We start from the raw sequence: 23,470 nt of genomic DNA on the forward strand, positions 1-23,470 counted from the left end.
GCCATCGCCCAAGAAATGCCCGCCCCCGACGGCCCGCTGTCGCGCGCGAGGCCGGGACGCGAACGCATCATGGCGGCCATCCGCACGGCGGCGGTGACCGAGTTCAGCCTGCACGGCCTGAAGGGCACCTCCACCCAGGCCATCGCCGCGCGCGCCGGCCTCACCAAGCCCCAGCTGCACTACTACATCGCCGGCAAGGAAGAGCTCTACGAAGAGCTGCTGATGCAGGTGCTGCATGCCTGGAAGGTGGTGTTCTCGTTCGAGGATGCCAGCGACCCGGCCACGGTGCTGGGCGACTACATCCGCAAGAAGCTCGACCACGCGTTCGACAACCCGGAGATCTCGCGCATCTTCACGCGCGAGGTGCTCGACGGCGGACGCAACCTTGACCGCTACTGGCCCAACGCGCAGGCGTGGACGCAGAAGAAGGTCGACATCATCAACGGCTGGATCGCGCGCGGGCAGATGCGCCCGCTCGATGCGCGCCTGCTGCTGATGCACATCTGGGCCATGACCCAGAGCTACGCCGACTACGCGATCCAGACGCGCGTGATGCTCGGCCTGCCGCCCGAAGCGCCGATCGACCGCGAACCGATCGCGCGGGAACTGGTGGCGTTCGTCCTGGGCGGCTGCGGCATCAAGGCCTGAGTTCCGCGCCGCCCTCGCTCAGCCCACGCGGGCCTCCCAGACCTGGCCCGTCGGGTCGGCCAACGCAAGCCGCATCATCTCGATGAAGCGGCGCAGGCGCGCCGGCTGGAAGCGCGCGTGCGGGTAGGTCAGGTAGACGGGCAGCGGCGCGACATGCCATTGCGGCACGAGCTGCACCAGCCGTCCGGCGGCGATGTCCTCGTTCAGCAGCCAGGCCGAACCCAGGCAGGCGCCCAGTCCCATGCGCGCCGCGCTTTGCAGCGCATAGAGGCTGTCGGTGCTCATGCGTGGACGGATCGGCACGCGCGCGATCTCGCCGGTCGGCCGGTGCGTGAGCAGCACCTCGTTGCGATAGAAGGTGCGCAGCGCGAGCCACGGCAGCTCGGCCAGTTCCGCCGCGTGCGCGGGCGGTGAGCGGCCCTCCAGCAGCGAGGGCGCGGCGACCACCACGCGCGGGACTTCCGAGACCTTGACCGCCACGGCCATCGCGTCGGTCATCTCGCCGACCTGGATCGCGCAGTCGACGCCTTCGGCGATGAAGTCGGGCCGGCGGTCGTTCAGCAGCCATTCGACGGACACGCGCGGATAGGCGCGCAGGTACTCGGCCAGCGGACCGACCAGCAGCAGCTGGCCCAGCGCATGCGGCGCGACCACGCGCAGCGTGCCCTCGGGCTCGTCGCCGACGCCGCGCAGGTCGGCCTCGAAGGCGTGCCAGTCGGCGATCAGCTCCCGGGCGCGCTCGTAGCAGCGCTCGCCGTCTTCCGTGAGCTTCATGGCGTGCGTGGAGCGGCGCAGCAGCCGCACGCCCAGCGAGCGCTCCAGCGCCTGCAGGCGACGGCTCACGGTGGGCTGGGTCGCGCCCATCTGGAGCGCGGCGGCCGACAGGCTGCCGGCCTCGACGATGTGAAGAAAGGTCTGCATCAGCTCGATGCGGTCGACGGCAGGTGAAGTTGACATGGCCTCATTTATACGTTTGGCGTATAGGAATTGTGCGATCCACGGGACTACCAAGCCAAGCCCCCAGCGGGCACATTCCAACCCTTGCTTCGATAATCGAGGGTTAACACCATGTCTTCCATTCAAACCACGCATGCACCAGCCTCAGCGCCGGGGCACGGCCTGCCGGCCTCGCTGATCCTGCTGCTGGCCGCCGGCGCGGGCCTGTCGGTGGCCTCGCTCTACTACGCCCAGCCGATGCTCGGGGTGCTGGGCGCCGACATCGGCGCCTCCACCCGCGCGGTGGGCTTCATTCCCACGCTCACGCAGCTGGGCTATGCGCTAGGCATCCTGCTGCTGGCGCCGCTGGGCGACCGCTTCGACCGGCGCCGCATCGTGCTGATCAAGGCGGCGGCGCTGTGCGCCGCGTTGCTGGTGGCCGGCGCCGCACCGTCGATCGGCGTGCTGCTCGCGGCCAGCCTCGCGATCGGGCTGGCAGCCACGATGGCGCAGGACCTCGTGCCCGCCGCCGCCACGCTGGCGCCCGACGCCACGCGCGGCAAGACGGTCGGCACGGTGATGACGGGGCTGCTGCTGGGCATCCTGCTGTCGCGCGTGGTGAGCGGCTTCGTGGCCGAGCACTTCGGCTGGCGCGCGATGTTCATCGCGGCCGCGGCCAGCATCGCGCTCATCGGCGCCGCGGCCTGGCGCGGGCTGCCGCGCTTTCGGCCGACCACGCACCTGGCCTACGGCGCCCTGCTCGGCTCGCTGGGCACGCTGTGGTCGCGCCACGGCACGCTGCGCCGCGCGGCGCTGGCCCAGGCGCTGCTGGCCGTGGGGTTCAGCGCCTTCTGGTCGACGCTGGCCGTGATGCTGCACGGCGCGCCCTTCCACCTGGGCAGCGCGGCGGCAGGCGCCTTCGGCCTGGCCGGCGCGGCGGGCGCGCTGGCGGCGCCGCTGGCCGGGCGGCTGGCCGACCGGCGCGGACCGGAGCTGGTGACGCGCCTGGGCGCGGGGCTGGCGCTGGTGTCGTTCGCGGCCATGGGGCTGGCACCGCTGATGACGCCGCATGCGCAGCTGTGGCTGCTGGCGCTGGCCGCGGTCGGCTTCGACCTGGGCATGCAGGCGGCGCTGATCGCCCACCAGACGATCGTCTACGGCATCGAGCCCGGTGCGCGCAGCCGGCTCAACGCCGTGCTGTTCACCAGCATGTTCATCGGCATGGCGACCGGCTCGGCGCTGGGCGCGCTGGTGCTCGCTTCTTGGGGCTGGGCCGGCGTGACGGTGCTGGCGACCACCACGGCCGCCGCCGCGCTGGCGGTGCGGCTCTGGCCGCGCCAGGCAACGTAGCCGCATCAGCCGCGGGCTGACGCCCGCCTCCCCAGTCCGGTGCACCCGGACTGGCACGTCGCTTGCATAACCTGACCAGTTGCTCTGATTGATTGGTCAAATTCATGCACATCCGCGTTGCCTGCCGTCTGTCGATGGAAACCGGCGCCCCCGTACGCCCGGCGGGAGCGCGTTTCGCATGAACGCGCCCGCGCTGCTGGACAACGCACGGCTGCCGCGCTGGCTGCTGCCCGCCGACTGGCCGCAGCGCCACGGAGTGCCCGAACTCGCACGCATCGGCATCGAAGCCGGCCGCGTCCGCTCGGTGCAGCCCGCGAGGGACATCACGCCGGGCGCCGGCTGGGACCTCGCCGACACGCTCGCCCTCCCCGCCTTCGTCGACGCGCACACGCACCTGGACAAGGCATTCACGCTGGCGCGCATGCAAAAGGTGCAGCCCGGCCTGCTCGGCGCAATCGACGCGATGCTGGCCGACCGCGTGCACTGGACGCCCGCCGACGTGCGCGAGCGTGCATCGCGCGGCCTGCAGTGGGCCTGGGCATGCGGCACCGCCCATGTGCGCACGCACGTCGACTGGTGGGAGCCCGACGCGCTGCCCATCGCCTGGCCCGTCATGGCCGAGCTGGCGCAGGAATGGGCCGGCCGAGTGCGGCTGGAGCAGGTCGCCCTCATCAAGCTGCCCCTGTTCGAAGACGCGTCGCAGGCGCTGCGCCTGGCCCGGCAGGTGAAGGCCACCGGACCGCACGCATTGCTCGGCGGCTTCGTGCACTCCACCAACTGGAGCGAGAACGCGCTGCGCAACCTGCTGCTGGCGGCGCAGGCCTGCGAGCTCGACATCGACCTGCACGTGGACGAGGAACTCGACGCCTCGGCCGTGGGCCTGCAGACCACCGCGCGCCTGCTGCGCGAGATCGGCTACGAAGGCCGCGTGGTCTGCGGCCACCTCTGCGCGCTGGCGGCCCAGCCCGAGGCGCAGGCCTTCGCCACGCTGGACGCCGTGGCGCGCGCGCCGATCACCGTGGTGTCGCTGCCCGCCACCAACCTGCTGCTGCAGGACGCCGTCACCGGGCGCACGCCGCGCCAGCGCGGCATCACGCTGGTCAAGGAGGCGCATGCGCGCGGCATTCCGCTGCTGTTCGCGAGCGACAACGTGCAGGACCCGTTCTGCCGCCTCGGCAGCTTCGATCCGGTCGAGGCACTGGGCACGGCTGCGCTGGTGGCACAGCTCGACGACCCCTTCGACACCTGGTCGCAGGCGCTGTGCCGCAGCGACTGGCTGGAACGCACGCCCGCCACGACGGCGCCCACGCTGGTCGGCGCGAAAGCCGACCTGGTGCTGTTCACGCAGGCCGACCGCCACGGCTGGCCCTCGCGCAGCGCCACCCGCGTGGTGCTGCGCGAGGGCCGCGTGACGCACGGCGACGCATCGCCTTTCTTCCCTGGATAAAGAACAAGCAAGGACCCCCATGCTCCACGGCTACATCCCGCCCCACCGCTTCCTGCCCTACCTGAGCTGGACCGAAATCGCCGCGCTGCCCGACCGCGAGAACACCGTCATCGTGCTGCCGTGCGGCGCGATCGAGCAGCACGGCCCGCACCTGCCGTGCTCGGTCGACAGCGTGATCGCCTCGGGCGTGATGGGCAAGGCGCTGGAGAAGCTGCCGGCCGAGGTGCGCGCCTTTGCCCTGCCGCCGATCACCTACGGCAAGTCGGAAGAGCACCTGCACTTTCCCGGCACGGTGACGCTCACGGGCACCACGCTGCTGTCGACCGTGATCGAGATCGGCGAATCGGTGTACCGCTCGGGCTTTCGCAAGCTGCTGTTCGCCAACGGGCACGGCGGCCAGCCGCAGGTGCTGGAGATGGCGGCGCGCGAACTGCGCCTGCGCCATGGCGACTTCGTGATCGTGCCGCACGGCGTGTCGCGCCTGCCCAGCGCGGCGAGCCGGCAGGTGAGCGAGCAGGAGAAGAAGCTCGCGATGCACGCGGGCCATTCCGAAACCGCGCTGATGCTCGCGCTGGCGCCCGACACCGTGCACATGGAACGCGCGGCGGCCAACTTTCCACCGCCCTTCCCGATCCAGCTGTTGTCGGCCGACGGCCGCCCGGCCTGCGCCTGGACCGCGCGCGACTTCGGCCCCAGCGGCGTGATCGGCGACCCGACCAGCGCCACGCGCGAACAGGGCCTCGAAATCCTGGACACGCTCTCGGACAGCTGGGCCCAGGCGCTGACGGAGCTTCATGCGCTGCGCTGGGTCGTGCGTGAGGAAGCCACCTGGGAGCGCGGCCACCAGCAGGGCTTCATCCAGCAGTCGTTCGTGCCGGCCTGAGGCGCTCGCCTTGCAACGGCTTCACTCTTCTTTTTCATCCCGCCTTCGAGAGGTCCCCACCATGCGTTCCTTCGCTCTTTCCCTGGCCGGCGCCGCCGCGCTCTCGCTCCTCACGGCCGTCGCACCCGCACAGGCCCAGGACAAGTTCACCTACATGACCAACTGGTACGCGCAGGCCGAGCACGGCGGCTTCTACCAGGCGGTGGCGCTGGGCATCTACAAGAAGCACGGCCTGGACGTGACGATCCGCATGGGCGGCCCGCAGGTCAACATCACGCAGATGATGGCCGCGGGCCAGGCCGACTGCATCATGGGATCGAGCGACATCCAGATGATGCAGGTGCGCGAAGGCGGCGTGCCCGTGGTCAACGTGGCGGCCTTCTTCCAGAAGGACCCGCAGGTGCTGATCGCGCACGACGACGTCAAGAAGTTCGAGGACCTCAAGGGCAAGACGCTCCTGATCGGCGCGCAGGCCAACCGCGGCTACTGGCCATGGCTCAAGGCCCGGTTCGGCCTGAAGGACGAACAGACGCGCCCCTACACCTTCAACATCCAGCCCTTCGTGGCCGACCCGAACACCGCGCAGCAGGGCTACCTGACCTCCGAGCCCTACGCCATCCAGAAGGCCGGCGTGAAGAGCACGGTGCTGATGTTCAGCGACCACGGCTACCCCTCCTACGCGGTCACCGTGTCGTGCATGGACAAGACGGTGAAGGAGCGCAGCAAGCAGGTCGCCGCCTTCGTGAAGGCCTCGGCCGAAGGCTGGAAGAGCTACCTGGCCGACCCGGCACCGGCCAACGCGCTGATCAAGAAGGACAACCCCAACATGACCGACGACCAGCTCGCCTACAGCGTGGCCAAGCTCAAGGAGATGGGCATGGTCACCGGCGGCGATGCGGCCAAGCTCGGCATCGGCGTGATCACCGATGCGCGCGCCAAAGCGAGCTACGACTTTCTCGTGGCCTCCAAGCTGCTCGATCCGGTCAAGGTCGACTTGGCCAAAACCTACACGACCGAGTTCGTGAAGGACGCCAAGGTCTTGCCCTGAACCTCGCCGCCCATGAACCGCATCGAACCCCACACCCTCGCGCCGCCGGTGGCGCCCGCCGTGCCCGCCGTCGAAATCCTCTCGGCCGAGAAGACCTACCCCAACGGCACGCAGGCGCTGCTGCCGGTGGACCTGTCGATCGCCGAAGGCGAGTTCGTCACGTTGCTCGGCCCCTCGGGCTGCGGCAAGAGCACGCTGCTGAAGATGGTGGCGGGCATGCTCGAACCCAGCGACGGGCGCCTGCTGGTGTGGCGCAAGCCCGTGGCGCAGTTGCACGACTGCCCGCACAAGATGTCGTTCGTGTTCCAGTCGCCCACGCTGATGCCGTGGGCCAGCGTGCAGACCAATGTGCGGCTGCCGCTGGACCTGGCCGGCGTGCCCCGCAAGGAGGCCGATGCGCGGGTGACGGAATCGCTCGCGCTCGTGGGGCTGGAGAAGTTCGCCGGTGCGCTGCCGCGTGCGCTGTCGGGCGGCATGCAGATGCGCGTGTCGATCGCGCGCGGCCTGGTCACGCAGCCCGACCTGCTGCTGATGGACGAGCCCTTCGGCGCGCTCGACGAGATCACGCGCCACAAGCTCGACGCCGACCTGCTCGAACTGTGGCGCAAGAAGAAGCTCACGGTGATCTTCGTGACGCACTCGATCCACGAGGCGGTGTTCCTCTCGAGCCGCGTGGTGATGATGGCCGCGCGGCCGGGTCGCGTGGTCGAGCAGTTCCAGATCGACGAGCCCTACCCGCGCCAGGCCGACTTCATGGTCACACCCGAGTTCGCGCGCCACGCGAAGCAATTGCAGGACAGCCTGCTGCGCGCCAGCACCGCCGAAGAGGAGGCCGCACCATGAAGACGGCGACGAAACCCGCGGCGCCCCTGCTGGGCCAGCCGCGCGTGCAACGCGTGCTCTACCCGGTGCTCATCGGCGTGGTGCTGGTCGCGCTGTGGCAGTGGATGGTGGTGGCCATGGAGCTGCCGCCCTACCTCGTGCCCTCGCCGTACCTGATGATGCAGACGCTGGTGACCGACTGGGCTCCGCTGGGCAGCGCGCTCCTGGTCACGCTGAAGATCACGGTGCTGTCCTTCGCGCTGGCCACGGTGGCGGGCGTGCTGATCTCGTTCCTGTTCGTGCAGAGCAAGCGCATCGAGACCGCCCTCTTTCCGTACGCGGTGTTGCTGCAGGTGACGCCCATCGTGGCCGTGGCGCCGCTGATCATCATCTGGGTGAAGAACCCGGTGGCGGCCATGACGGTGTGCGCGGCGCTGGTGGCGCTGTTTCCCATCATCAGCAACACCACGCTGGGCCTGCGCAGCATCGACCCCGACCTGCAGAGCTACTTCAAGCTGAACCGCGCCACGCGCTGGCAGCAGCTGGTGCGCCTGCGCATCCCGAGCGCGCTGCCGTACTTCTTCGGCGGGCTGCGCATCTCCAGCGGCCTGGCGTTGATCGGCGCGGTGGTGGCGGAGTTCGTGGCCGGCACGGGCGGCTCGGGCGCGGGGCTGGCCTACCAGATCCTGCAGGCGGGCTTCCAGCTGAACATTCCGCGCATGTTCGCGGCCTTGTTGCTCATCTCCCTCACCGGTGTCGCGCTCTTCGTGCTGATGGCCTGGCTCACCAAGGTGGCGCTGGGCTCGTGGCACGCGAGCGAACTTTCCCAGGATTGAAATCGACCATGAACGCTCCCGCTTCCGCCATCGAACAACTGCTGCTCGAACTCCCCGACCTCGACTGGATCACCGACGAAGGCCGCGTCACGCGCCTCTCGCAGGACTTCTCCTGGTTCAGCCCGGTGCTCACCCGCCAGCTGAAGGACAAGCGCGCCGACGTGGTGGTGCGCCCGCGCACCGAAGAAGACATCCGCGCGGTGGTCGGCGCCTGCGCACGCCGCGGCGTGCCCATCACGATCCGCGGCAGCGGCACCGGCAACTACGGCCAGACCACGCCGCTCGCCGGCGGCGTGGTGCTCGACATGACGGGCTACAACGCCTGCCTGTGGGTGCAGCCCGGCGTGGCGCGCGCGCAGGCCGGCATCCGCCTGGGCGAACTCGAGAAGCAGACAAGACCCACCGGCCAGGAGATGCGCTGCGTGCCCTCGACCTACCGCAGCGCGACGCTGGGCGGCCTGTTCGGTGGTGGCTTCGGCGGCGTGGGCTCGATCAACTACGGGCCGCTGGGCGCGCCCGGCAATGTGCTGGGCATTCGCGCGATGACCATCGAGGCCGAGCCGCAGGTGATCGAACTGCGCGGCGCCGAAGCGATGCGCATGCACCACCTGTGGGGCACCAACGGCCTCGTGCTGGAGCTGGAGATCGCACTGGCGCCGGCGCATCCGTGGCTCGAGACGCTGGTGACCTTCGACGACTTCGAGAACGCGCTGAACTTCGCGGACAAGCTCGCCCATGCGCCGGGCATCGTGAAGCGCGGCGTGACCTTCTTCGCGGCGCCCATCGCCGACCACCTCGCACAACTGGCGGCGCACCTGCCGAAGGGCTGCCACACCGTGCTGTCGCTGGTGGCCGAGTCGAGTGAGCCGGCCATGATGCTTTTGGTGCAGGCGCACGGCGGCACCGTGAGCTACCGCAAGACGGCCGCCGAAGTACAGAAGAGCAACCGCACGCTGATGGAATTCACCTGGAACCACACGACGCTGCACGCGCTGAAGATCGACCCGACGCTGACCTACCTGCAAAGCGGGTTCATCCCCGGCCGGCATGTCGAGCAGGTCATCGAGATGGAGAAACTGCTGGGCGGCGAGGTCATGATGCACGTCGAGTTCCTGCGCAACGCGGCGGGGCTGCTGACCTGCAGCGGGCTGCAGCTGGTGCGCTTCAGCACCGAGGATCGCCTGAACGAGATCATCGACATCCACCGCGCGCACCAGGTGCACATCAACAACCCGCACGTGAACATCGTGGAAGACGGCAAGGCCGGCGGGCCGCTGCCGCCGGAAGTCATCGAGGTGAAGCAGCGCTTCGATCCAATGGGCTTGCTGAACCCGGGCAAGTTGCGCGACTGGCCGGTGAAGGCGACGACCGCGAACTGAGGGCGGCCTCAGCGAGCGCCCGTCAGCCCTTGCGCGCCGCGCTGCTTCGCTGCGCCGGCGCCAGTGCCTTGAGCGCCTGCACGAACTCCTCGAGGAGTGGGGAGCGGTAGGTATTCGGACGTGAAAAAAGCGAGATACGCCTCGGAATCGACAGCGCCTCGACAGGAATCACCTTGACGCCACGCGCCTGGGGCAGCGCGAGCACGGAGACCGGGACGATGCCCATCAGATCGGTCGCTGCAAGCACCGGCAGCGACCATGACGCACTGAAGTGCACCTCGATCGCGCCTTGCGGTGGCGTCGCGCCCGCAGAGCGAAATACCTCGTCCAGCTTCGCACGTGCAGCCGAATGAACGGACGGCAGCACCCAGGAGAATTTCGACAGATCGCCCATCGCGAGACGGCGGCGCGCAAAGACCGGATGCCCCACGCGCGCCACGGCGACGAGCGCATCGGTCAGCAGATCCTCATGCACCAGGCCGTGCGGCATGGATTCATAGGTCGGAATCACGGCGACATCGAGCAGGCCCTGGCGCGTCCAGTCGATCAACTCGTCCGAAGACGCCACTTCCAGGCGCACATGCATGCCCGGGCGACGGGGCTGCAGGGCCGCAAGCGCCGGTGAGAGCACGGCATCCAGAACCGCCAGCGTCGCGCCCACGCGGATGAGCCCGGCACGTCCTGCACGGACGTCGCCCGCATGACGAAGCGCCTCGTCGTGCTCGGACTTCATGCGTTGCGCACGTTCGCGGAACGCGACGCCGAAGGGCGTGAGCGTCATGCCATGGCCCGAGCGCTCGAAGAGACCGAGCCCCATCTCGTCCTCCAGCCGGCGGATCGCCTTGGAAAGCGCCGCGGCCGTCACCGTCAGGCTGGTTGCCGCACGGGCCAGCTGCCCATGGCGCGCCACTTCCAGGAAGTAGTCGAGGTCACGTGCCGAGAAGGACATAAATAAAAGTTAACGAAGTTTTCCCAATTGGAAACACCCGAATCCTAGCCGTTCCTAGACTGCAGTCGCAATGAGTCCCTCCATGAACCCACCCAACATCGTTCTCATCCTTGCCGACAACCTCGGCTGGGGCGAGCTCGGCTGCTACGGCGGCGGGGCGCTGCGGGGCGCGCCCACGCCACGCATCGACGCACTTGCCAGCCAAGGCCTTCTGCTGCAGAACTTCAATGTCGAGAGCGATTGCGTGCCGACGCGCTCCGCGCTGATGAGCGGGCGGCATCCGATCCGTACGGGCTGCCTGCAATCGGTGCCGCCCGGCCTGCCTCAGGGCCTGGCACGCCGCGAGATCACGCTGGCGCAGTTGCTCTCGGCACAGGGCTATGCGACTGCGCACTACGGCAAGTGGCACCTGGGCGATGTGGAAGGCCGCTTCCCGAGCGACCGGGGATTCGACGAGTGGTACGGCATTCCGCGCACCACGGACGAGAGCCAGTTCACGGCCAGTGTCGGCTACGACCCGAGCGTGGCGGACATCCCGTACATCATGCAGGGCCGTGCCGGTGCGCCTTCGCAGAACGTCGAGGAATACAACCTGGATTCGCGCCGGCGCATCGACGAGACGCTGACGAACAGGTCTCTGGAATTCATCCAGCGCAACCACGCGGCACAGAAGCCGTTCTTCCTTTATCTGCCGCTCACGCACCTGCATTTCCCCACCCTGCCTCACCGCGATTTCGCGGGCCGCACCGGCCATGGCGACTTCGCCGATTCCATGGTCGAGATGGACCACCGCGTGGGCCAGGTCATCGACGAGATCGAGCGCCTCGGCATGTCAGAAGACACCCTCTTCATCTTCGCGAGCGACAACGGCCCCGAGTTCCGCGCCCCTTACCGCGGCACGGCCGGCCCCTGGCGCGGCACCTATCACACGGCCATGGAAGGCAGCCTTCGCGTGCCGTGCATCGTGCGCTGGCCGGGCAAGATCGCCGCGGGCCGGGTGAGCAACGAGATCGTGCACGTCACCGACCTCTTCTCCACGCTGGCACGCGCGGGCGGCGCCCGCATTCCCGAGGACAGACCGATCGATGGCATCGATCAGATGCCTTTTTTCCTCGGCGAACAGAAGTCCTTGCGCGAGGGCTTTCTCTTCCATATCAAGAACGAGTTGCGCGCAGTGAAGTGGCGTGACTGGAAGCTGCACTTCTACTGGGAGCCCGAGGTGAACGAAGGCAAGGGCAAGCTCGAATCGCCCTATCTCTTCAACATCACGCGCGACCCCAAGGAGGAGTCGGATGTGCTCGTCTGCAACACGTGGGTCCTGGGGCCGATCCAGCGGATGGTCCGCGCCTTCCATCAGAGTGCGGCGGCACATCCTCACACGGCGCCGGGCGCGCCGGACTGAGGCCGCGGAATCCCTGACGCGCTCGCGCATCTCCCCACCGTCCCAGAAGGCTCACCCCATGTCCAAGCATCCAGGCGGCCGCCGAGGCCTCTTTCTGATCTTCTGCGCACTCACGGCGCTGGCGTCTTCTGCGACGCTCGCGCAAGAGAAGTACCCCGCTCGAGCGATCACCTGGGTCGTCGGCTACCCACCCGGGGGCAGCGTCGATGTCGTCACGCGCCTTGTCGCCCGCAAGCTGGAAGCGACGCTCGGCCAGCCCATCGTGGTCGACAACAAGCCCGGCGCCACGGGCTCGCTCGCGCTGCGGTATGTGGCGACCCAGCCGGCCGACGGCTACACCCTGGTGACGGTTCCCGGCCCGGTGCTCACGAGCATCCCGATGCCGCAGATCGGCAAGGAGATGAGCGCCATCGCCATGCTCGCCAAAGGCTCCACCGTTCTCGTAGGACCGGCACGGCCCGATGCGCCCAAGGACCTCAAGGCCCTGCTCGCGGACGCATCCGCCCACCCGGACAAGTACAGCTATGGCTCCTCCGGCAACGGCACCGGCCAGCACCTGACCGGAGAACTCATCCAGGCACTGACAGGCGTGACGATGACGCACGTGCCCTACAAGGGCGGCAACCAAGCGGTGACCGACGTGATCGGTGGACAGATCCCCCTGGCGGTACTGGGCATCACGCCTGTGCTGCCGCACATCAGGTCCGGCAAGCTCAAGGCGTATGGGGTCTCCACGGCGACGCGCTCCACCTCCTTGCCCGAGGTGCCGACACTCAGGGAAGCGGGCATCGCCAACTTCGAAGCCAGCCAGTGGTTCGTCCTGGCTGCGCGCACGGGCCTCCCGGCAGACCGAAGCAATCGCCTCAACGAAGCGGTGGCACAAGCCCTGAAGGACCCGGAGGTCATGAAGGGCTTCGAGAACGTCGGCATGTTTCCCGAAGCCAGCAGCGCGAAGCAGACCGCCGACTACATCCACACCGACATGCGGCGCTGGGCAGACCTCGTGAAGAAGAACAAGATCGCGATCGACTAGCTAGCGTGTGGAGTGAACCCCATCGACGGGATCGCGGGGGTCGTCATCCAGACGCAGACATCCCGAGTGAGACGGCGAAGCACAGTCAACAGCCGCCTGGCCAATGAAAAAGGGCGTTCACTGAACTTCAGTGAACGCCCTTGGACGTTATGTTGGGCTGGGGTCTACTGAATGATGCCCTGCAACGCCCATTTACTTTGGCAAGCTGGACTCAAATCTTTCGTTTGTTCCCCGCTTTGTTCCCCGGTCTTCGTCTGGCAATCGCTCACAGCCCACATCAGGGGGTTGCTCGCCCTTAGCCCCCAAGCGCTCCGCGATCAAATCAACGAAGGCCTTGCTCGGCGAACACAATCTAAATTGTTGCGAAATGTTTTTTCACCCTAATTTAGTGGCGAGACGGCGCAAGTCCAGCACGGCCGAGGGAACTCATGGATCTGGTGGCCTTGCTACCCGAAGGACGGCTATGCAGCGATTGCCGTAGTCGGGATCGGAACAATCGATGTCTGCAACGAGGCCAATACCCGACAACCAAGGCAGTGTGAATCGCTGCGGGGCTCAGTCCGGATCGGGCTTCGTAGGTAGGGTCAGTACGCCGACGCATGCCCTCGGCGCCCACCGAAGTTGCGCGCTTCGGCGGCCAGAGGGTGCGAGAAACCAGCAGGAGGACACCGTATCCATTGAATGCATCAGCGCGTGTCGAATCCTTCCCGCGCCACCCAGAACGGGCGACGCGCGTTCTCTTCGCGAATGCCTTCACAGATCAGCCTGTGCCAACACTGCTGCGTACACAGCGCCACGACGCCTAGCTAGGTGACGTGCAGGTGAAGCTGGACGCCGCGTCGGGATCGCCGGTGCCGTTGTACTTTGGAAACTGCGGGTGCCTGCACATCGGCCGCTGCATGCCCTTGCCCGGCTCGACGCTGCGCGTGGCCACGATCTCGCGGGCGCTGGGATGGGTGCCGGTTTCGATCCAGTCGAACATCGGGGTGATGAGGTCGACGCTGTCCGGGCCCTTGCCGCCTGCCGGCGTGGCGGCGCAGTGGTCGTTGCCTGCCAGCACGTAGTACTCGACGAACCGGTCGGCCGCGGCCTGCCCGCCCGCTGCGGCGACGACCTTGCGGTAGTAGTCCGTGGTGTTGTTCTGCGTGATCAGCCAGTCGGTGGTGCCGTGCATGAGCAGCATCTTGCCGTTGCGGGCCCGGAACCCGCTCAGGTCGGGGTTGACTGCATCGATCAATCGGGCGAGGTGGTCGAGTCGGTTCGTGTACTGCAGCGGGTCGACGTTCAGCGGGTCTGCGGACGGGTCTTGCGCCACGAAGTACTTCATGTAGTCGCCGCCGAGAATCTGAAACGTGGTGCCTCCGATGGCCTGCCACGATGCGTCGTCGGCGGTCTCGCCGCCGACATAGGGAAAGGCCGGCCATGTGTAGCGACCACCCGCCACATCGGTGGGCTCGTACAGGACCTTGGCGGACGCCAGCTGCGCATCGGTCAGGCAAGAGTCTGCGTCGGCGCCCGTGCATCGGAGCTTGGCCAGATCGGGCTTGCAGGCCTCGGGGTGGCTGATGATTCCGTCCTTCAGGCCGTCGAGTGCATCGCATTGGGACTGCATGAAGTTCGCGAGGGTCTTGACCTTCGGGATGCTCAGGCCCGCCTCGGGCTGGGCCAGCTGCTTGAGTATTTTTTGATACCAGAGGAACTGGCCCGTGTAGGCATTGGCCGGGGCGCGCGCAATCACGCCGTCGAACAGATCGGGATGCCGTTGCGCCTGGATCAACGCCTGACGCCCGCCGCCCGAACAGCCCTCGTAGACAAACTTCGAGCGGCCGACCGATTCGCCATAGCGCGAGCGGAGCACGGCCTTCGCCGATGCAAGCACCTTGGGCACGGCACCGTCTGCGTAGTCCTGAAGCAACTGGGGGTCCATAGCGAAGGAGCCATTGGGATGCTTGGTCGCATCGTGTCCATGGTTCGTCGCGATGGTCGCGTAGCCGCTTTCCGCGACGCCAGGGCTGTAGGCGCTGGGGTAGATGGCGCCGTCGAAGCCGCCGCCGCCGATGAACAGGACACGCTGGTTCCAGCTGCTGGGCAGCTTGACTTCGAAGGCGAGTTCCGGCGGCATCTCGCCGCGCACGGTGCAGGTCTCCGGCGTGGTGTCTGTCTGGGGCGTCAGCGTCGCCTGCGTGATCGTGGCGCCTTCGAAGGCCCGGCTCAGGAAGCTGTTGCACGCGGCCTGCGCGCTTCCGGCAGCGGACGGGAACAGCGCGGGTGGCGAGTTGCTACCACCGCTGCCGCTGCCGCCGCAGGAAGCAAGCAGCGCCGCAGCAGTCACCACGGACCACGAGGTGATGCGCCGGTGGGTGTCGCGTCGGCATGTGAGAGGGGCCATCTTCATTTTTTGTCTCCTTGTTGGGGCAATGCCCCCGTGAACGCGCACGCTGGCGCGGAAAGCACTCATGCGGCGGGCGTGAAAAGCACCGTGCCCTGCGCGAGCACGCTGGTCCTGTCGTCCGCGCTCTTGATCGCACCTTGCAATTCGAGAACGCAGCCGCCCTTCGAATGCGCGGCCATCGACGTCACGCGCCACTCGATGAGTACCGTCTCGCTCGCCCGTACGGGACGCAGCAGGTCGACCGAGAAGTTCATGCCCAGCACCTTCCCCCTCGTGGCGAAGTGGCTGGCGGTCAGCCCCATCAGCAGCGAGGTGGTGTGGGTCGCACTGGCGATCAAGCCGCCGAAGCGCGTGCCCTGTGCAAACGCGGCATCGTGGTGCAGCGGGTTCTCGTCTCCCGCGGCCAGCGCGAAGGCACGCACTTGCGCTTCGTCGAAGGTGTGGGGTCGCGAGAAGCGATAGCCGGGCCCGACAGGCCCCAGGGTCGCGGCCGCTTCGCACTCAGCCATGGCTCGCGAGCCGGGTGATGGCGTCCTGGCTTCCGGCCTGCTGGCGCAAGCGGAACTTCTGGATCTTTCCCGTGGCCGTCTTCGGCAAGGGGATGAAGATCACGCGGCGCGGACACTTGAAGTGCGCCAGCCGCTCGCGGCAGAACGCAATGATCTCCTGCTCGGTGGGCGCGGCGACACCGGCCTTCAGCTCGATGAACACGCACGGCACCTCGCCCCACTTGGGGTCGGGCTGCGCCACCACGGCGGCATGCAGCACCGCCGGGTGTCCATGGACGACGTCTTCGATTTCGACCGACGAGATGTTCTCGCCGCCCGAGATGATCACGTCCTTCGACCGGTCGGTGATCTGCGCATACCCGTTGGCATGCAGGACCGCGACGTCACCGGTGCGGAACCAGCCGTCGGCGAGCGCCTTGCGCGTTGCCGCCTCGTTCTTGAAGTAGCCCATCATCACGGTGTTGCCGCGCAGCATGAGCTCGCCCGCCGATTTGCCGTCGGGCACGACGGGTTCGAGGGTGTCGGCATCGCCGACCATGAGGCCTTCGAACATGGCGGCGCGCACGCCCTGGCGCACGCGCAGCGCCCCCTGCTCGGCGGGCGCTAGGTCGTCCCAGCCGTCCTGCCACACGCAACTCACCGGCGTGCCGGAAACCTCCGTGATTCCGAAGACGTGCTCCACGTCGAAGCCCATCGCCAGCACCGCGTTCAGCACGGCGAGCGGCGGCGGTGAGCCGGCCGTCAGCACGCGCACGGGGCGCGGCAGCCGGGTATCTTTCGCCGCGTCCGCGAGCATCGCCATCACGACCGGCGCTGCGCAGAGGTGATCGATCTGATGGCGCTCGATGGCCTCCAGCACGGCGTCGGCAGACACCCGGCGCAGGCAGACATGGGTGCCCGCCGCCGCGGTCACGGCCCAGGTGAAGCACCATCCGTTCGCGTGGAACATGGGCAAGGTCCACAGGTACTTCGGCGCCCGTGGCATCGCCCAGTTCGTGATCTGCAGCAGGCTCATGAGGTAGGTGCCGCGATGGCTGGCGACCACGCCCTTGGGGTCTCCGGTCGTGCCGGAGGTGTAGTTCAGGGCGATGGGTTGCCACTCGTCGCTGGGCCAGCGACCGGCAAAGTCCGGGTCTCCGTTCGCCAGCAGCGATTCGTAGTCGGTCTCGCCGATGGGTTCGCCGGGTGGTGCGAGGTGGTCGTTGATGTCGATGACCGCAGGCGCACGGTCGAGCAGCTTCAGCGCTGCGGCCACCGTGGCGGCGAACTCGCGATCGACCATCAGCAATTTGCACTCGCTGTGGCGCAGGATGAACGCGATGCCTTCGGCATCCAGGCGATGGTTGATTGCGTTGAGCACCGCGCCAGCCAGCGGAATGCCGAAGTGGGCCTCCAGCATGGCCGGCGTGTTGGGCGCGAGCACCGAGACGGTGTCGCCCGGTTCGATGCCTCGCATCGCCAGCGCGGACGCCAGGCGATGGCAGCGCTCGCGCGTCTGCGCCCAGGTTCGCGTCAGCTCGCCGTGCACCACCGCCACGCGGTTCGGATGCGCGAGCGCCGCGCGGTCGAGAAATCCCAGCGGCGTGAGCGGCACATGATTTGCCGCGCAGCGTTCGAGGCCCCGTGCATAGGATGGCGCGCTCATGCGGTGGTCTCCTTGGAGGTGTCGTGGAAGGTCGTGAAGGCGGACACAGGCTCGCGCTCGGTGACGAGTGAGTTCTCGACCGACGAGGTGTCGGCGTAGCCCAGGCTCATGCCGCAAACCAGCATCTGGCCGACGGGAATGTTCAGCAGGTCCGCGATCTGGCGATGGAATTTCAGGAACGCGGCCTGTGGGCAGGTGTGAAGGTTGCGGCCGCGTGCGGCCACCATCACGCTCTGCAGGAACATGCCGTAGTCCAGCAGGCTGCCTTCCTGGAGTTCACGGTCCACCGTGAAGAACAGGCCCACGGGCGCATCGAAGAAGCGGTAGTTGCGACCGTGCTGCAGGTGCATGCGCTGCTTGTCGCCCTTGGCGATGCCGAGCAATCCGTAGAGGTCCCAGCCGACCTTGCGGCGCCGCTCCAGGTACGGCGAAAACCATTCGCGCGGGTAGTAGTCGTAGGGCTCAAGCAGCTCGCCCGACCGGCCGGGATCGTCGTCGAGCACGGCAATCGCCGCCGACAGACGGGCCTTGGCAGGCCCCGTCAGCACATGCACATGCCAGGGCTGCATGTTCATGCCGGAGGCGCTGTAGCGCGCCGTCGAGAGGATCGCCTCGACCTCTTCCCGGGGCACCGGCCGGGGCAAGAACGCCCTGACGCTGCGCCGAGTGGCAATGGCCCAGTCGACCGCTCCTTGCAGCGCGTGTGCCTCCAGCGGCGGCGCCATCATTCGGTTCATTGAGGTTTCCTTGCTATTTCGAAGCCGGGCGAATCGCCCCGTCCACACGGCTCGCTTCGCCGGTGGCTGCGCGCGCGGCCTTGGCCTGAGTCGACGCGGCGCGCGACTGGTTCACGAACGAGACCGCTGCCGCGCCGATGACGCCGGCCAGCGCGATCGCCATGAAGTTCTGCTCGATGGGCAGGCTCAGCGACACGAGCCAGCCGATCAGAATCGGCGCAGCAATGGCGCCGATGCGGCCGACACCCGAGGCGAAGCCGACGCCGGTCGAACGCACGGCCGGTGGATAGAAATCGCCAGCGTAGGCATAGGCCAGCAGTTGCGTTCCGAGCGTGGACGCACCCACCACGAACACGGCAACAAACAGCAGCTCGGTCGATTTCGTGTACGCGAGCGCGGCCAGCGACGCAGCCCCGACCACGTAGAACGCCACCAGCACATGCTTGATGTTGAACTTGTCGCTCAGCAGACCGCCGCCGATCGCGCCCACGATCGCGCCGACGTTGAAGACGATCACGAAGTTCAGGGCCGAGCCCAAGCTGTATCCCGCCATGGCCATGAGTTTGGTCAGCCAGGAGTTCAGCGCGTAGACCATGAACAGCCCCGTCATGAAAGCCACCCAGATCATCACGGTGCTGAACGCGCGTCCGGCGTCGAACAGGGTGCGCACCGGCGCGTCGTGCAGGCGGTCGGTGGACGCGCCGACATACACGGTGCCGGCTGCGTTCGGCTGCTCCGGCGCGAGCTTGGCCACGATCTCCCCGAGCTGCCGCTGGTCACCCTTCTTGAGAAGAAACGACAGCGATTCGGGCATCGTTTTCAGGATGAGCGGAATCAGCAGCACGGGCAGGCCGGCCACATAGAACACCCATTGCCATCCGTGGCTCTCGATGAGCTGCTTGGCAGTGAGCGCAACCAGAATGCCGCCTACGGAGTAGCCCGCGAAAACCATCGTCACCAGGCGCGTGCGCAGCTTCGCCGGTGCGAACTCGCCCATCTGCGCGGTCACGATGGGCAACACCCCGCCGATGCCGAGGCCCGCGATGAAGCGGGCGACGCTGAAGCCGATGGGTTCGGTGGCCAGCCCGGTCAGCGCCGTGAAGACACTGAAGAGCGCCACGCACACCGCGATCATGCGAGGGCGGCCGATGCGGTCTGCCAAGGTGCCCAGGAAGATCGCGCCCAGCATGGTTCCGAACAACGCCGACCCGGCCATGACGCCGGCGCTCGTGGCGTCGACGCCCATGTCTTTCATGATCGATGGCAGCGCGGCGCCCACGACCGCCAGGTCATAGCCGTCGATGACCAGGATCAACACGCACCACCAGAGCACGAGCCCGTGAAAGCCGTTGAACCGGGAGTGCCCCGCCAACGCGTGAATATCGACCTGCTTGCCGGCCTGCTGCATGTTTTCGTCTCCTGTCGTTTGATCTGTCGCGAGATGCGATGTCGACGGGAGGTTAGTTCTGCAGGCGGCACGCTTCCATGCCCGCGCGTCTCGATCTGGATGGGGCGTTCGGACATGTCGGCATCCCTGCCGGACGCCGGAGCTTCGGCTTATTGCGGCGCGGGTGCGGACGAGCGATAGGCGCCCGGGCTGACGCCTGTCCATTTCTTGAAGGCGCGATGGAAGGCGCTGGTTTCCTGGAAGCCGGTGCGGGCAGCGACTTCGGCCACCGTCAGCGACGCGCTCGACAAGAGGTCGATGGCGATGTCCCGCCGCAGGTCGTCCTTCACGCGCTGGTAGCTCACGCCCTCCTGCTGCAAGCGGCGTTGCAGCGTGGTGCCGGAAACGCAGAGTTCCTGTGCGAGCTTTTCGAGTTCGGGCCACGCCTCGGGCATCTGGCTTCGCAACCTGTTGCGCACCTGGGCGCTGGTGCTGGCGTCGTTACGGTACTTGACCAGCAGGTTGGCCGGCGCTTCCCTCAGGAAGTTGTCGACCGTGGCGGGCGACTCCGCAATCTTCAGGTCCAGCAGATCGCTTGCGAAACTGATGTGCGTGGTCTCGCCATTGAAATTCACGCTCTCGCAAAAGCGCGTTCGGTAGTGGCTGTCGTCGCCGGGCGGCGGGCATCGGAACTGCATCTCGCGCAGGGGAATGCGCCGGTGCACGAGCCAGCACGCCAGCCCATGGACGAGGATGAACCAGGTGCCGTAGCCGAACAACCGGCGCAGCACGCCGCCGTCATGCAGCACGACGCGCGCCTCGTCGCCGTCGCAGACCAGCTCGCCGCGGAAATCGTCCAATGTGGCGTGGAGGAACCTCAGGATGCGGCGCAGCGCATGCGCCAGGTTGTCGGCGTTGACGGCGGCGCGCGTCATCAGCGCATAGCTGCCGCGGCGAAGCCCGTGGCTGTCGAGGCCGAAGAACTCGTCGTCCATCAGGTCGGCCAGCGCCACCCACATCTGCGAATACGCCGCCGCCGAGATGCGCGCACGCGGCGCGTTCAACAGCTCACGATCAATCTTGGCGCTTTCGAGGACGCTGCTGATGTCCATGTTTCTCAGCGCCGCGGCGTGGATCGCCTCGTGCACCAGTTCAATGGACACGGTTCCCTTCAAGCCTGCAGACTTCATACGCACTCGCTCAAGAATCAGTGGTGGGGCGAGCTCTTTATAAGCGCGTTTCGCGCTGTGCAGGATGCGGCCTCAGGGGACCCGCAGCGTCTGCAGCAATGAGATGCCGCCGACCTCTGTCGTGGGCTGTCGCGGAAGTTGTGCGACTAGGTGCTCTGGGAACCGGAAGCGCCAGGCGTCATCGAGGAAAGCCTCGACAGGACGGCGCTGCGGCAGACATCCAGAATTTCATCGGCCAGTGGCGAGTCGTCAGGACACGCCCGCGACAGCACGATGGCACCGACTGCCTGCGCAATGAGGTCGATCCGCCTGGCGCGTGCGTCGCCGCCCTGATCGTCCTCCTCTGGCGCGTCGAACTGGTTTCCCAGGGTCACCAGCAGGTTTTCAATGCCGGTCGCAAACGCCGTCTTGATCGACTCCGGTTGGCGCGCAGCATCTGCGCACAGGGCGGCCATCGTGCAACCGTCACCCGGTGCATCTCGGTGTTCACGGGACAGATAGTGATGGACAAATGCCATCGCATCGACGCCTTCGGCCTTGGCGGCCGTCTGCGCAAAACCGCAGGTCGCGGCTTGCGCCATCAGGTCGGCCTTGGATTCGAAGTGCTTGTAGAACCCGCCGTGGGTGAAGCCTGCGAACGCCATCAAGTCCGCAATCCCCACCCCGTCGTAACCACGCTCGCGAAACAGCGTGGAGGCCGTCTCGACGATGTGCGCCCGGTTCGCCTGTGCCTGCGCCTTGGTGACCTTCATGTCCAGGACCTCTCTAGATGTGCCATCGGTGAAGCCATGAATATACATTGATGTCGATCATCATCAAAGTCCTTGACATCAAAGATGATGATCGACATCATTAAGCCAACTTACCTTGGAAGGCTTCCGAAAATGAGCGATACCCACCTGACCGCACCCACCCGCTTCGTCGAAGTGGATGGCGAAAAATTCGCCTATCGCCGCTGGGGCAACACCTCCAGCGGACAGCCCCCTCTGTTCTTCGTCCAACATTTCCGCGGCGGCCTGGACCACTGGGATCCCCTGTTGACCGATGGTCTGGCCGCAGGCCGCGAGGTCATCCTTTACAACGGTCGCGGCATTGCCTCCTCGACCGGCACGCCCCGCAACCGGATCGAAGACATGGCGGACGACATCGCCCTGGTGATCCGGGCGCTGGGTCTGTCCCAGGTCGATCTGCTTGGTTTCTCGATCGGGGGCTTCCAGGTGCAGGAGGTCGTGCTGCGTCACCCGCAACTGGTTCGAAAGCTCGTCCTGCTCGGCACCGGACTGCGCGGCGGCGATCCGAAGATGGAGCCCAGGGTGCTGGAGGTCGCGCCGAACCCCGTGCCGACCGCGGATGACTTTCTCTACCTGTTCTTCGGCCGCTCGGAAGCTGCCAAGCAGGCGGGTCTGGCCTTCTGGGAGCGCCGCCACCAGCGCGCCGACCAGGACCCGCCCAGCTCGATGGCCGTCGCTCAAGCCCAAGCCGAGGCGCACGCCGCCTACCTGCAGCCGCTGCCGGGTGCGAACCCCTATGCCTTCCTGAACGCCGTCACGCAGCCGACCCTGGTGCTCAACGGCGTCGACGACATCATGATTCCCACGATCAACTCCTGGCATCTGTCGCAGAACATTCCCAACGCGCAGCTGTTGATCTATCCCGACGCCGGACACGGCGCGCAGTTCCAGTATCCCGAGCGCTTCCTGCAACACGCGATCCAGTTCCTCGAGGAGTGATGCCGTAGCGCATCCCGTCCCCGCCCGATCAACGACGACACAGCAAACAAGCATGACTGACAAGACGCTCTTCGAGCCCTACACACTTGGCTCACTCCAACTGTCCAACCGCATCGTGATGGCGCCGCTGACGCGCAATCGGGCAGGCGCGGGTCTGGTGCCCAGCGAGTACGCCGCCACCTACTACGGTCAGCGCGCCTCGGCGGGCCTGATCATCACCGAAGCCACCCAGATCTCGGCCGATGCCCAGGGCTACCAGGACACCCCGGGTCTGTACACGCCGCAGCAGATCGACGGCTGGCGCAAGGTGACCGACGCCGTTCACGCCAAGGGCGGGCGGATCTTCGTGCAGTTGTGGCACGTGGGCCGTATCTCCCACGTCGACCTGCGCCCTGGTGGCACCGCGCCGGTGGCCCCCTCCCCCATCCGCGCCGCGACCAAGACCTTCGTCAACAACGGTTTTCATGACGTCTCTGAGCCACGTGCCCTGACCCTGGATGAGATTCCAGGCATCGTCGAGGATTTCCGCCAGGCTGCGGCCCATGCAATCACTGCGGGGTTCGACGGCGTCGAGGTCCACGGTGCCAACGGCTACCTGCTGGAGCAGTTCATCAAGGACGGTGCCAACACCCGGACGGACGCGTACGGCGGCTCCATCGAGAACCGCGCGCGCCTGTTGCTCGAAGTCACGGCCGCCGTGGCGAAGGAAATCGGTGCCGAGCGCACCGGTGTGCGCCTCTCGCCGGTGTCGTCGGCCGGCGCCATTTCGTCCAGCGATCCGCAGTCGCAGTACGACTACATCGCCGAGCAACTCAATGCGATGGGCATCGTCTACCTGCATGTGGTCGAAGGCGCCACCGGGGGTCCGCGCGATGCCGCACCGTTCGATTTCGACGCCTTGCGCACTCGCTTCAAGAACACCTACCTGGCCAACAACGGGTATGACCTCGAACTGGCCAACGCCCGCCTGATCGAGGACAAGGCCGACCTGTTCGTCTTCGGCCGCCCCTTCATCAGCAACCCCGATCTGGTCGAAAGGCTGGAGATCGGCGCACCCCTCGCCGCGCTGGACCCCACCACGCTGTATGGCGGTGGCGCCAAAGGCTACATCGACTATCCGACCCTCGCTGATTCCAGTGTCCGGTAG

21 protein-coding genes are annotated in these 23,470 nt (G+C 67.1%); 12 read left to right on the plus strand and 9 right to left on the minus strand.

What is annotated here, in order from left to right; translation table 11 throughout:
• Positions 1 to 3 precede the first annotated feature (3 nt).
• Positions 4 to 648, plus strand: coding sequence for a TetR family transcriptional regulator C-terminal domain-containing protein (locus tag AC07Y4_RS20955; RefSeq protein WP_495273943.1), 645 nt, complete (start codon positions 4 to 6; stop codon positions 646 to 648).
• A gap of 18 nt (positions 649 to 666) precedes the next feature.
• Here the strand turns inward: AC07Y4_RS20955 and AC07Y4_RS20960 are convergent, their stop codons facing one another.
• Positions 667 to 1,605 (minus strand): LysR family transcriptional regulator, encoded by a 939-nt coding sequence (locus tag AC07Y4_RS20960; protein ID WP_159275093.1) that lies wholly within the window; start codon positions 1,603 to 1,605, stop codon positions 667 to 669.
• A gap of 111 nt (positions 1,606 to 1,716) precedes the next feature.
• Between AC07Y4_RS20960 and AC07Y4_RS20965 the strand changes: the two genes are divergently transcribed.
• The 7 genes from AC07Y4_RS20965 to AC07Y4_RS20995 all read left to right on the plus strand — a co-directional run bounded on the left by AC07Y4_RS20965 (position 1,717) and on the right by AC07Y4_RS20995 (position 9,349).
• A complete protein-coding gene (locus AC07Y4_RS20965; protein ID WP_487849987.1) occupies positions 1,717 to 2,934 on the plus strand; it encodes an MFS transporter in 1,218 nt (405 codons plus the stop codon).
• Between the two features lie 178 nt (positions 2,935 to 3,112).
• Positions 3,113 to 4,381, plus strand: coding sequence for an amidohydrolase family protein (locus AC07Y4_RS20970; RefSeq protein WP_487849986.1), 1,269 nt, complete (start codon positions 3,113 to 3,115; stop codon positions 4,379 to 4,381).
• 19 nt (positions 4,382 to 4,400) lie between these two features.
• Positions 4,401 to 5,264 carry a creatininase family protein gene (locus AC07Y4_RS20975; protein WP_487849985.1) on the plus strand — a complete coding sequence of 288 codons (864 nt, stop codon included), beginning with the start codon at positions 4,401 to 4,403 and terminating at the stop codon, positions 5,262 to 5,264.
• A 61-nt stretch (positions 5,265 to 5,325) separates the two neighbouring features.
• On the plus strand, positions 5,326 to 6,312 hold the full coding sequence (locus tag AC07Y4_RS20980; RefSeq protein ID WP_487849984.1) for an ABC transporter substrate-binding protein: 987 nt from the start codon (positions 5,326 to 5,328) through the stop codon (positions 6,310 to 6,312).
• Between the two features lie 12 nt (positions 6,313 to 6,324).
• On the plus strand, positions 6,325 to 7,155 hold the full coding sequence (locus tag AC07Y4_RS20985) for an ABC transporter ATP-binding protein (protein ID WP_487849983.1): 831 nt from the start codon (positions 6,325 to 6,327) through the stop codon (positions 7,153 to 7,155).
• Positions 7,152 to 7,970 (plus strand): ABC transporter permease, encoded by an 819-nt coding sequence (locus AC07Y4_RS20990; protein WP_487849982.1) that lies wholly within the window; start codon positions 7,152 to 7,154, stop codon positions 7,968 to 7,970. The genes AC07Y4_RS20985 and AC07Y4_RS20990 overlap by 4 nt, the downstream gene beginning before the upstream one ends.
• 8 nt (positions 7,971 to 7,978) lie before the next feature.
• Positions 7,979 to 9,349 (plus strand): FAD-binding oxidoreductase, encoded by a 1,371-nt coding sequence (locus tag AC07Y4_RS20995; protein ID WP_487849981.1) that lies wholly within the window; start codon positions 7,979 to 7,981, stop codon positions 9,347 to 9,349.
• Between the two features lie 22 nt (positions 9,350 to 9,371).
• Here AC07Y4_RS20995 and AC07Y4_RS21000 read toward each other — a convergent pair whose 3' ends face one another.
• Positions 9,372 to 10,298 carry a LysR family transcriptional regulator gene (locus tag AC07Y4_RS21000; protein ID WP_487849980.1) on the minus strand — a complete coding sequence of 309 codons (927 nt, stop codon included), beginning with the start codon at positions 10,296 to 10,298 and terminating at the stop codon, positions 9,372 to 9,374.
• A gap of 82 nt (positions 10,299 to 10,380) precedes the next feature.
• Between AC07Y4_RS21000 and AC07Y4_RS21005 the strand changes: the two genes are divergently transcribed.
• Positions 10,381 to 11,700, plus strand: a complete 1,320-nt coding sequence (locus tag AC07Y4_RS21005) for an arylsulfatase (protein ID WP_487849979.1) — start codon at positions 10,381 to 10,383, stop codon at positions 11,698 to 11,700.
• A 58-nt stretch (positions 11,701 to 11,758) separates the two neighbouring features.
• Entirely contained in the window at positions 11,759 to 12,733 is a 975-nt protein-coding gene (locus tag AC07Y4_RS21010; protein ID WP_487849978.1) for a Bug family tripartite tricarboxylate transporter substrate binding protein, read from the plus strand.
• Between the two features lie 802 nt (positions 12,734 to 13,535).
• Here the strand turns inward: AC07Y4_RS21010 and AC07Y4_RS21015 are convergent.
• The 7 genes from AC07Y4_RS21015 to AC07Y4_RS21045 form a co-directional block, all read right to left on the minus strand.
• A complete protein-coding gene (locus AC07Y4_RS21015) occupies positions 13,536 to 15,128 on the minus strand; it encodes a tannase/feruloyl esterase family alpha/beta hydrolase (protein WP_487849977.1) in 1,593 nt (530 codons plus the stop codon).
• 59 nt (positions 15,129 to 15,187) lie between these two features.
• Entirely contained in the window at positions 15,188 to 15,634 is a 447-nt protein-coding gene (locus tag AC07Y4_RS21020; protein ID WP_487849976.1) for a MaoC family dehydratase, read from the minus strand.
• Complete coding sequence (locus AC07Y4_RS21025; RefSeq protein ID WP_487849975.1) at positions 15,627 to 17,279, minus strand: AMP-binding protein; 1,653 nt, start codon at positions 17,277 to 17,279, stop codon at positions 15,627 to 15,629. The genes AC07Y4_RS21020 and AC07Y4_RS21025 overlap by 8 nt, the downstream gene beginning before the upstream one ends.
• Positions 17,276 to 18,016, minus strand: coding sequence for a nitroreductase (locus AC07Y4_RS21030; protein WP_159277278.1), 741 nt, complete (start codon positions 18,014 to 18,016; stop codon positions 17,276 to 17,278). Before AC07Y4_RS21030 ends, AC07Y4_RS21025 begins: the two co-directional genes overlap by 4 nt.
• Positions 18,017 to 18,029: 13 nt before the next feature.
• A complete protein-coding gene (locus AC07Y4_RS21035) occupies positions 18,030 to 19,424 on the minus strand; it encodes an MFS transporter (protein ID WP_487849974.1) in 1,395 nt (464 codons plus the stop codon).
• A 149-nt stretch (positions 19,425 to 19,573) separates the two neighbouring features.
• Positions 19,574 to 20,593, minus strand: coding sequence for an AraC family transcriptional regulator (locus AC07Y4_RS21040; RefSeq protein WP_095744417.1), 1,020 nt, complete (start codon positions 20,591 to 20,593; stop codon positions 19,574 to 19,576).
• A 146-nt stretch (positions 20,594 to 20,739) separates the two neighbouring features.
• On the minus strand, positions 20,740 to 21,345 hold the full coding sequence (locus tag AC07Y4_RS21045; protein WP_095747520.1) for a TetR/AcrR family transcriptional regulator: 606 nt from the start codon (positions 21,343 to 21,345) through the stop codon (positions 20,740 to 20,742).
• A gap of 132 nt (positions 21,346 to 21,477) precedes the next feature.
• On the opposite strand from AC07Y4_RS21045, the gene AC07Y4_RS21050 reads away from it, so the two are divergent.
• Both AC07Y4_RS21050 and AC07Y4_RS21055 read left to right on the plus strand, forming a co-directional pair.
• Positions 21,478 to 22,323: an alpha/beta fold hydrolase gene (locus AC07Y4_RS21050; protein WP_070059256.1), complete on the plus strand. Its 846-nt coding sequence runs from the start codon at positions 21,478 to 21,480 to the stop codon at positions 22,321 to 22,323.
• 52 nt (positions 22,324 to 22,375) lie between these two features.
• On the plus strand, positions 22,376 to 23,470 hold the full coding sequence (locus AC07Y4_RS21055) for an alkene reductase (RefSeq protein ID WP_139701796.1): 1,095 nt from the start codon (positions 22,376 to 22,378) through the stop codon (positions 23,468 to 23,470).

It is taken from the genome of Variovorax sp. GW460-12-1-14-LB1 (assembly GCF_059423605.1).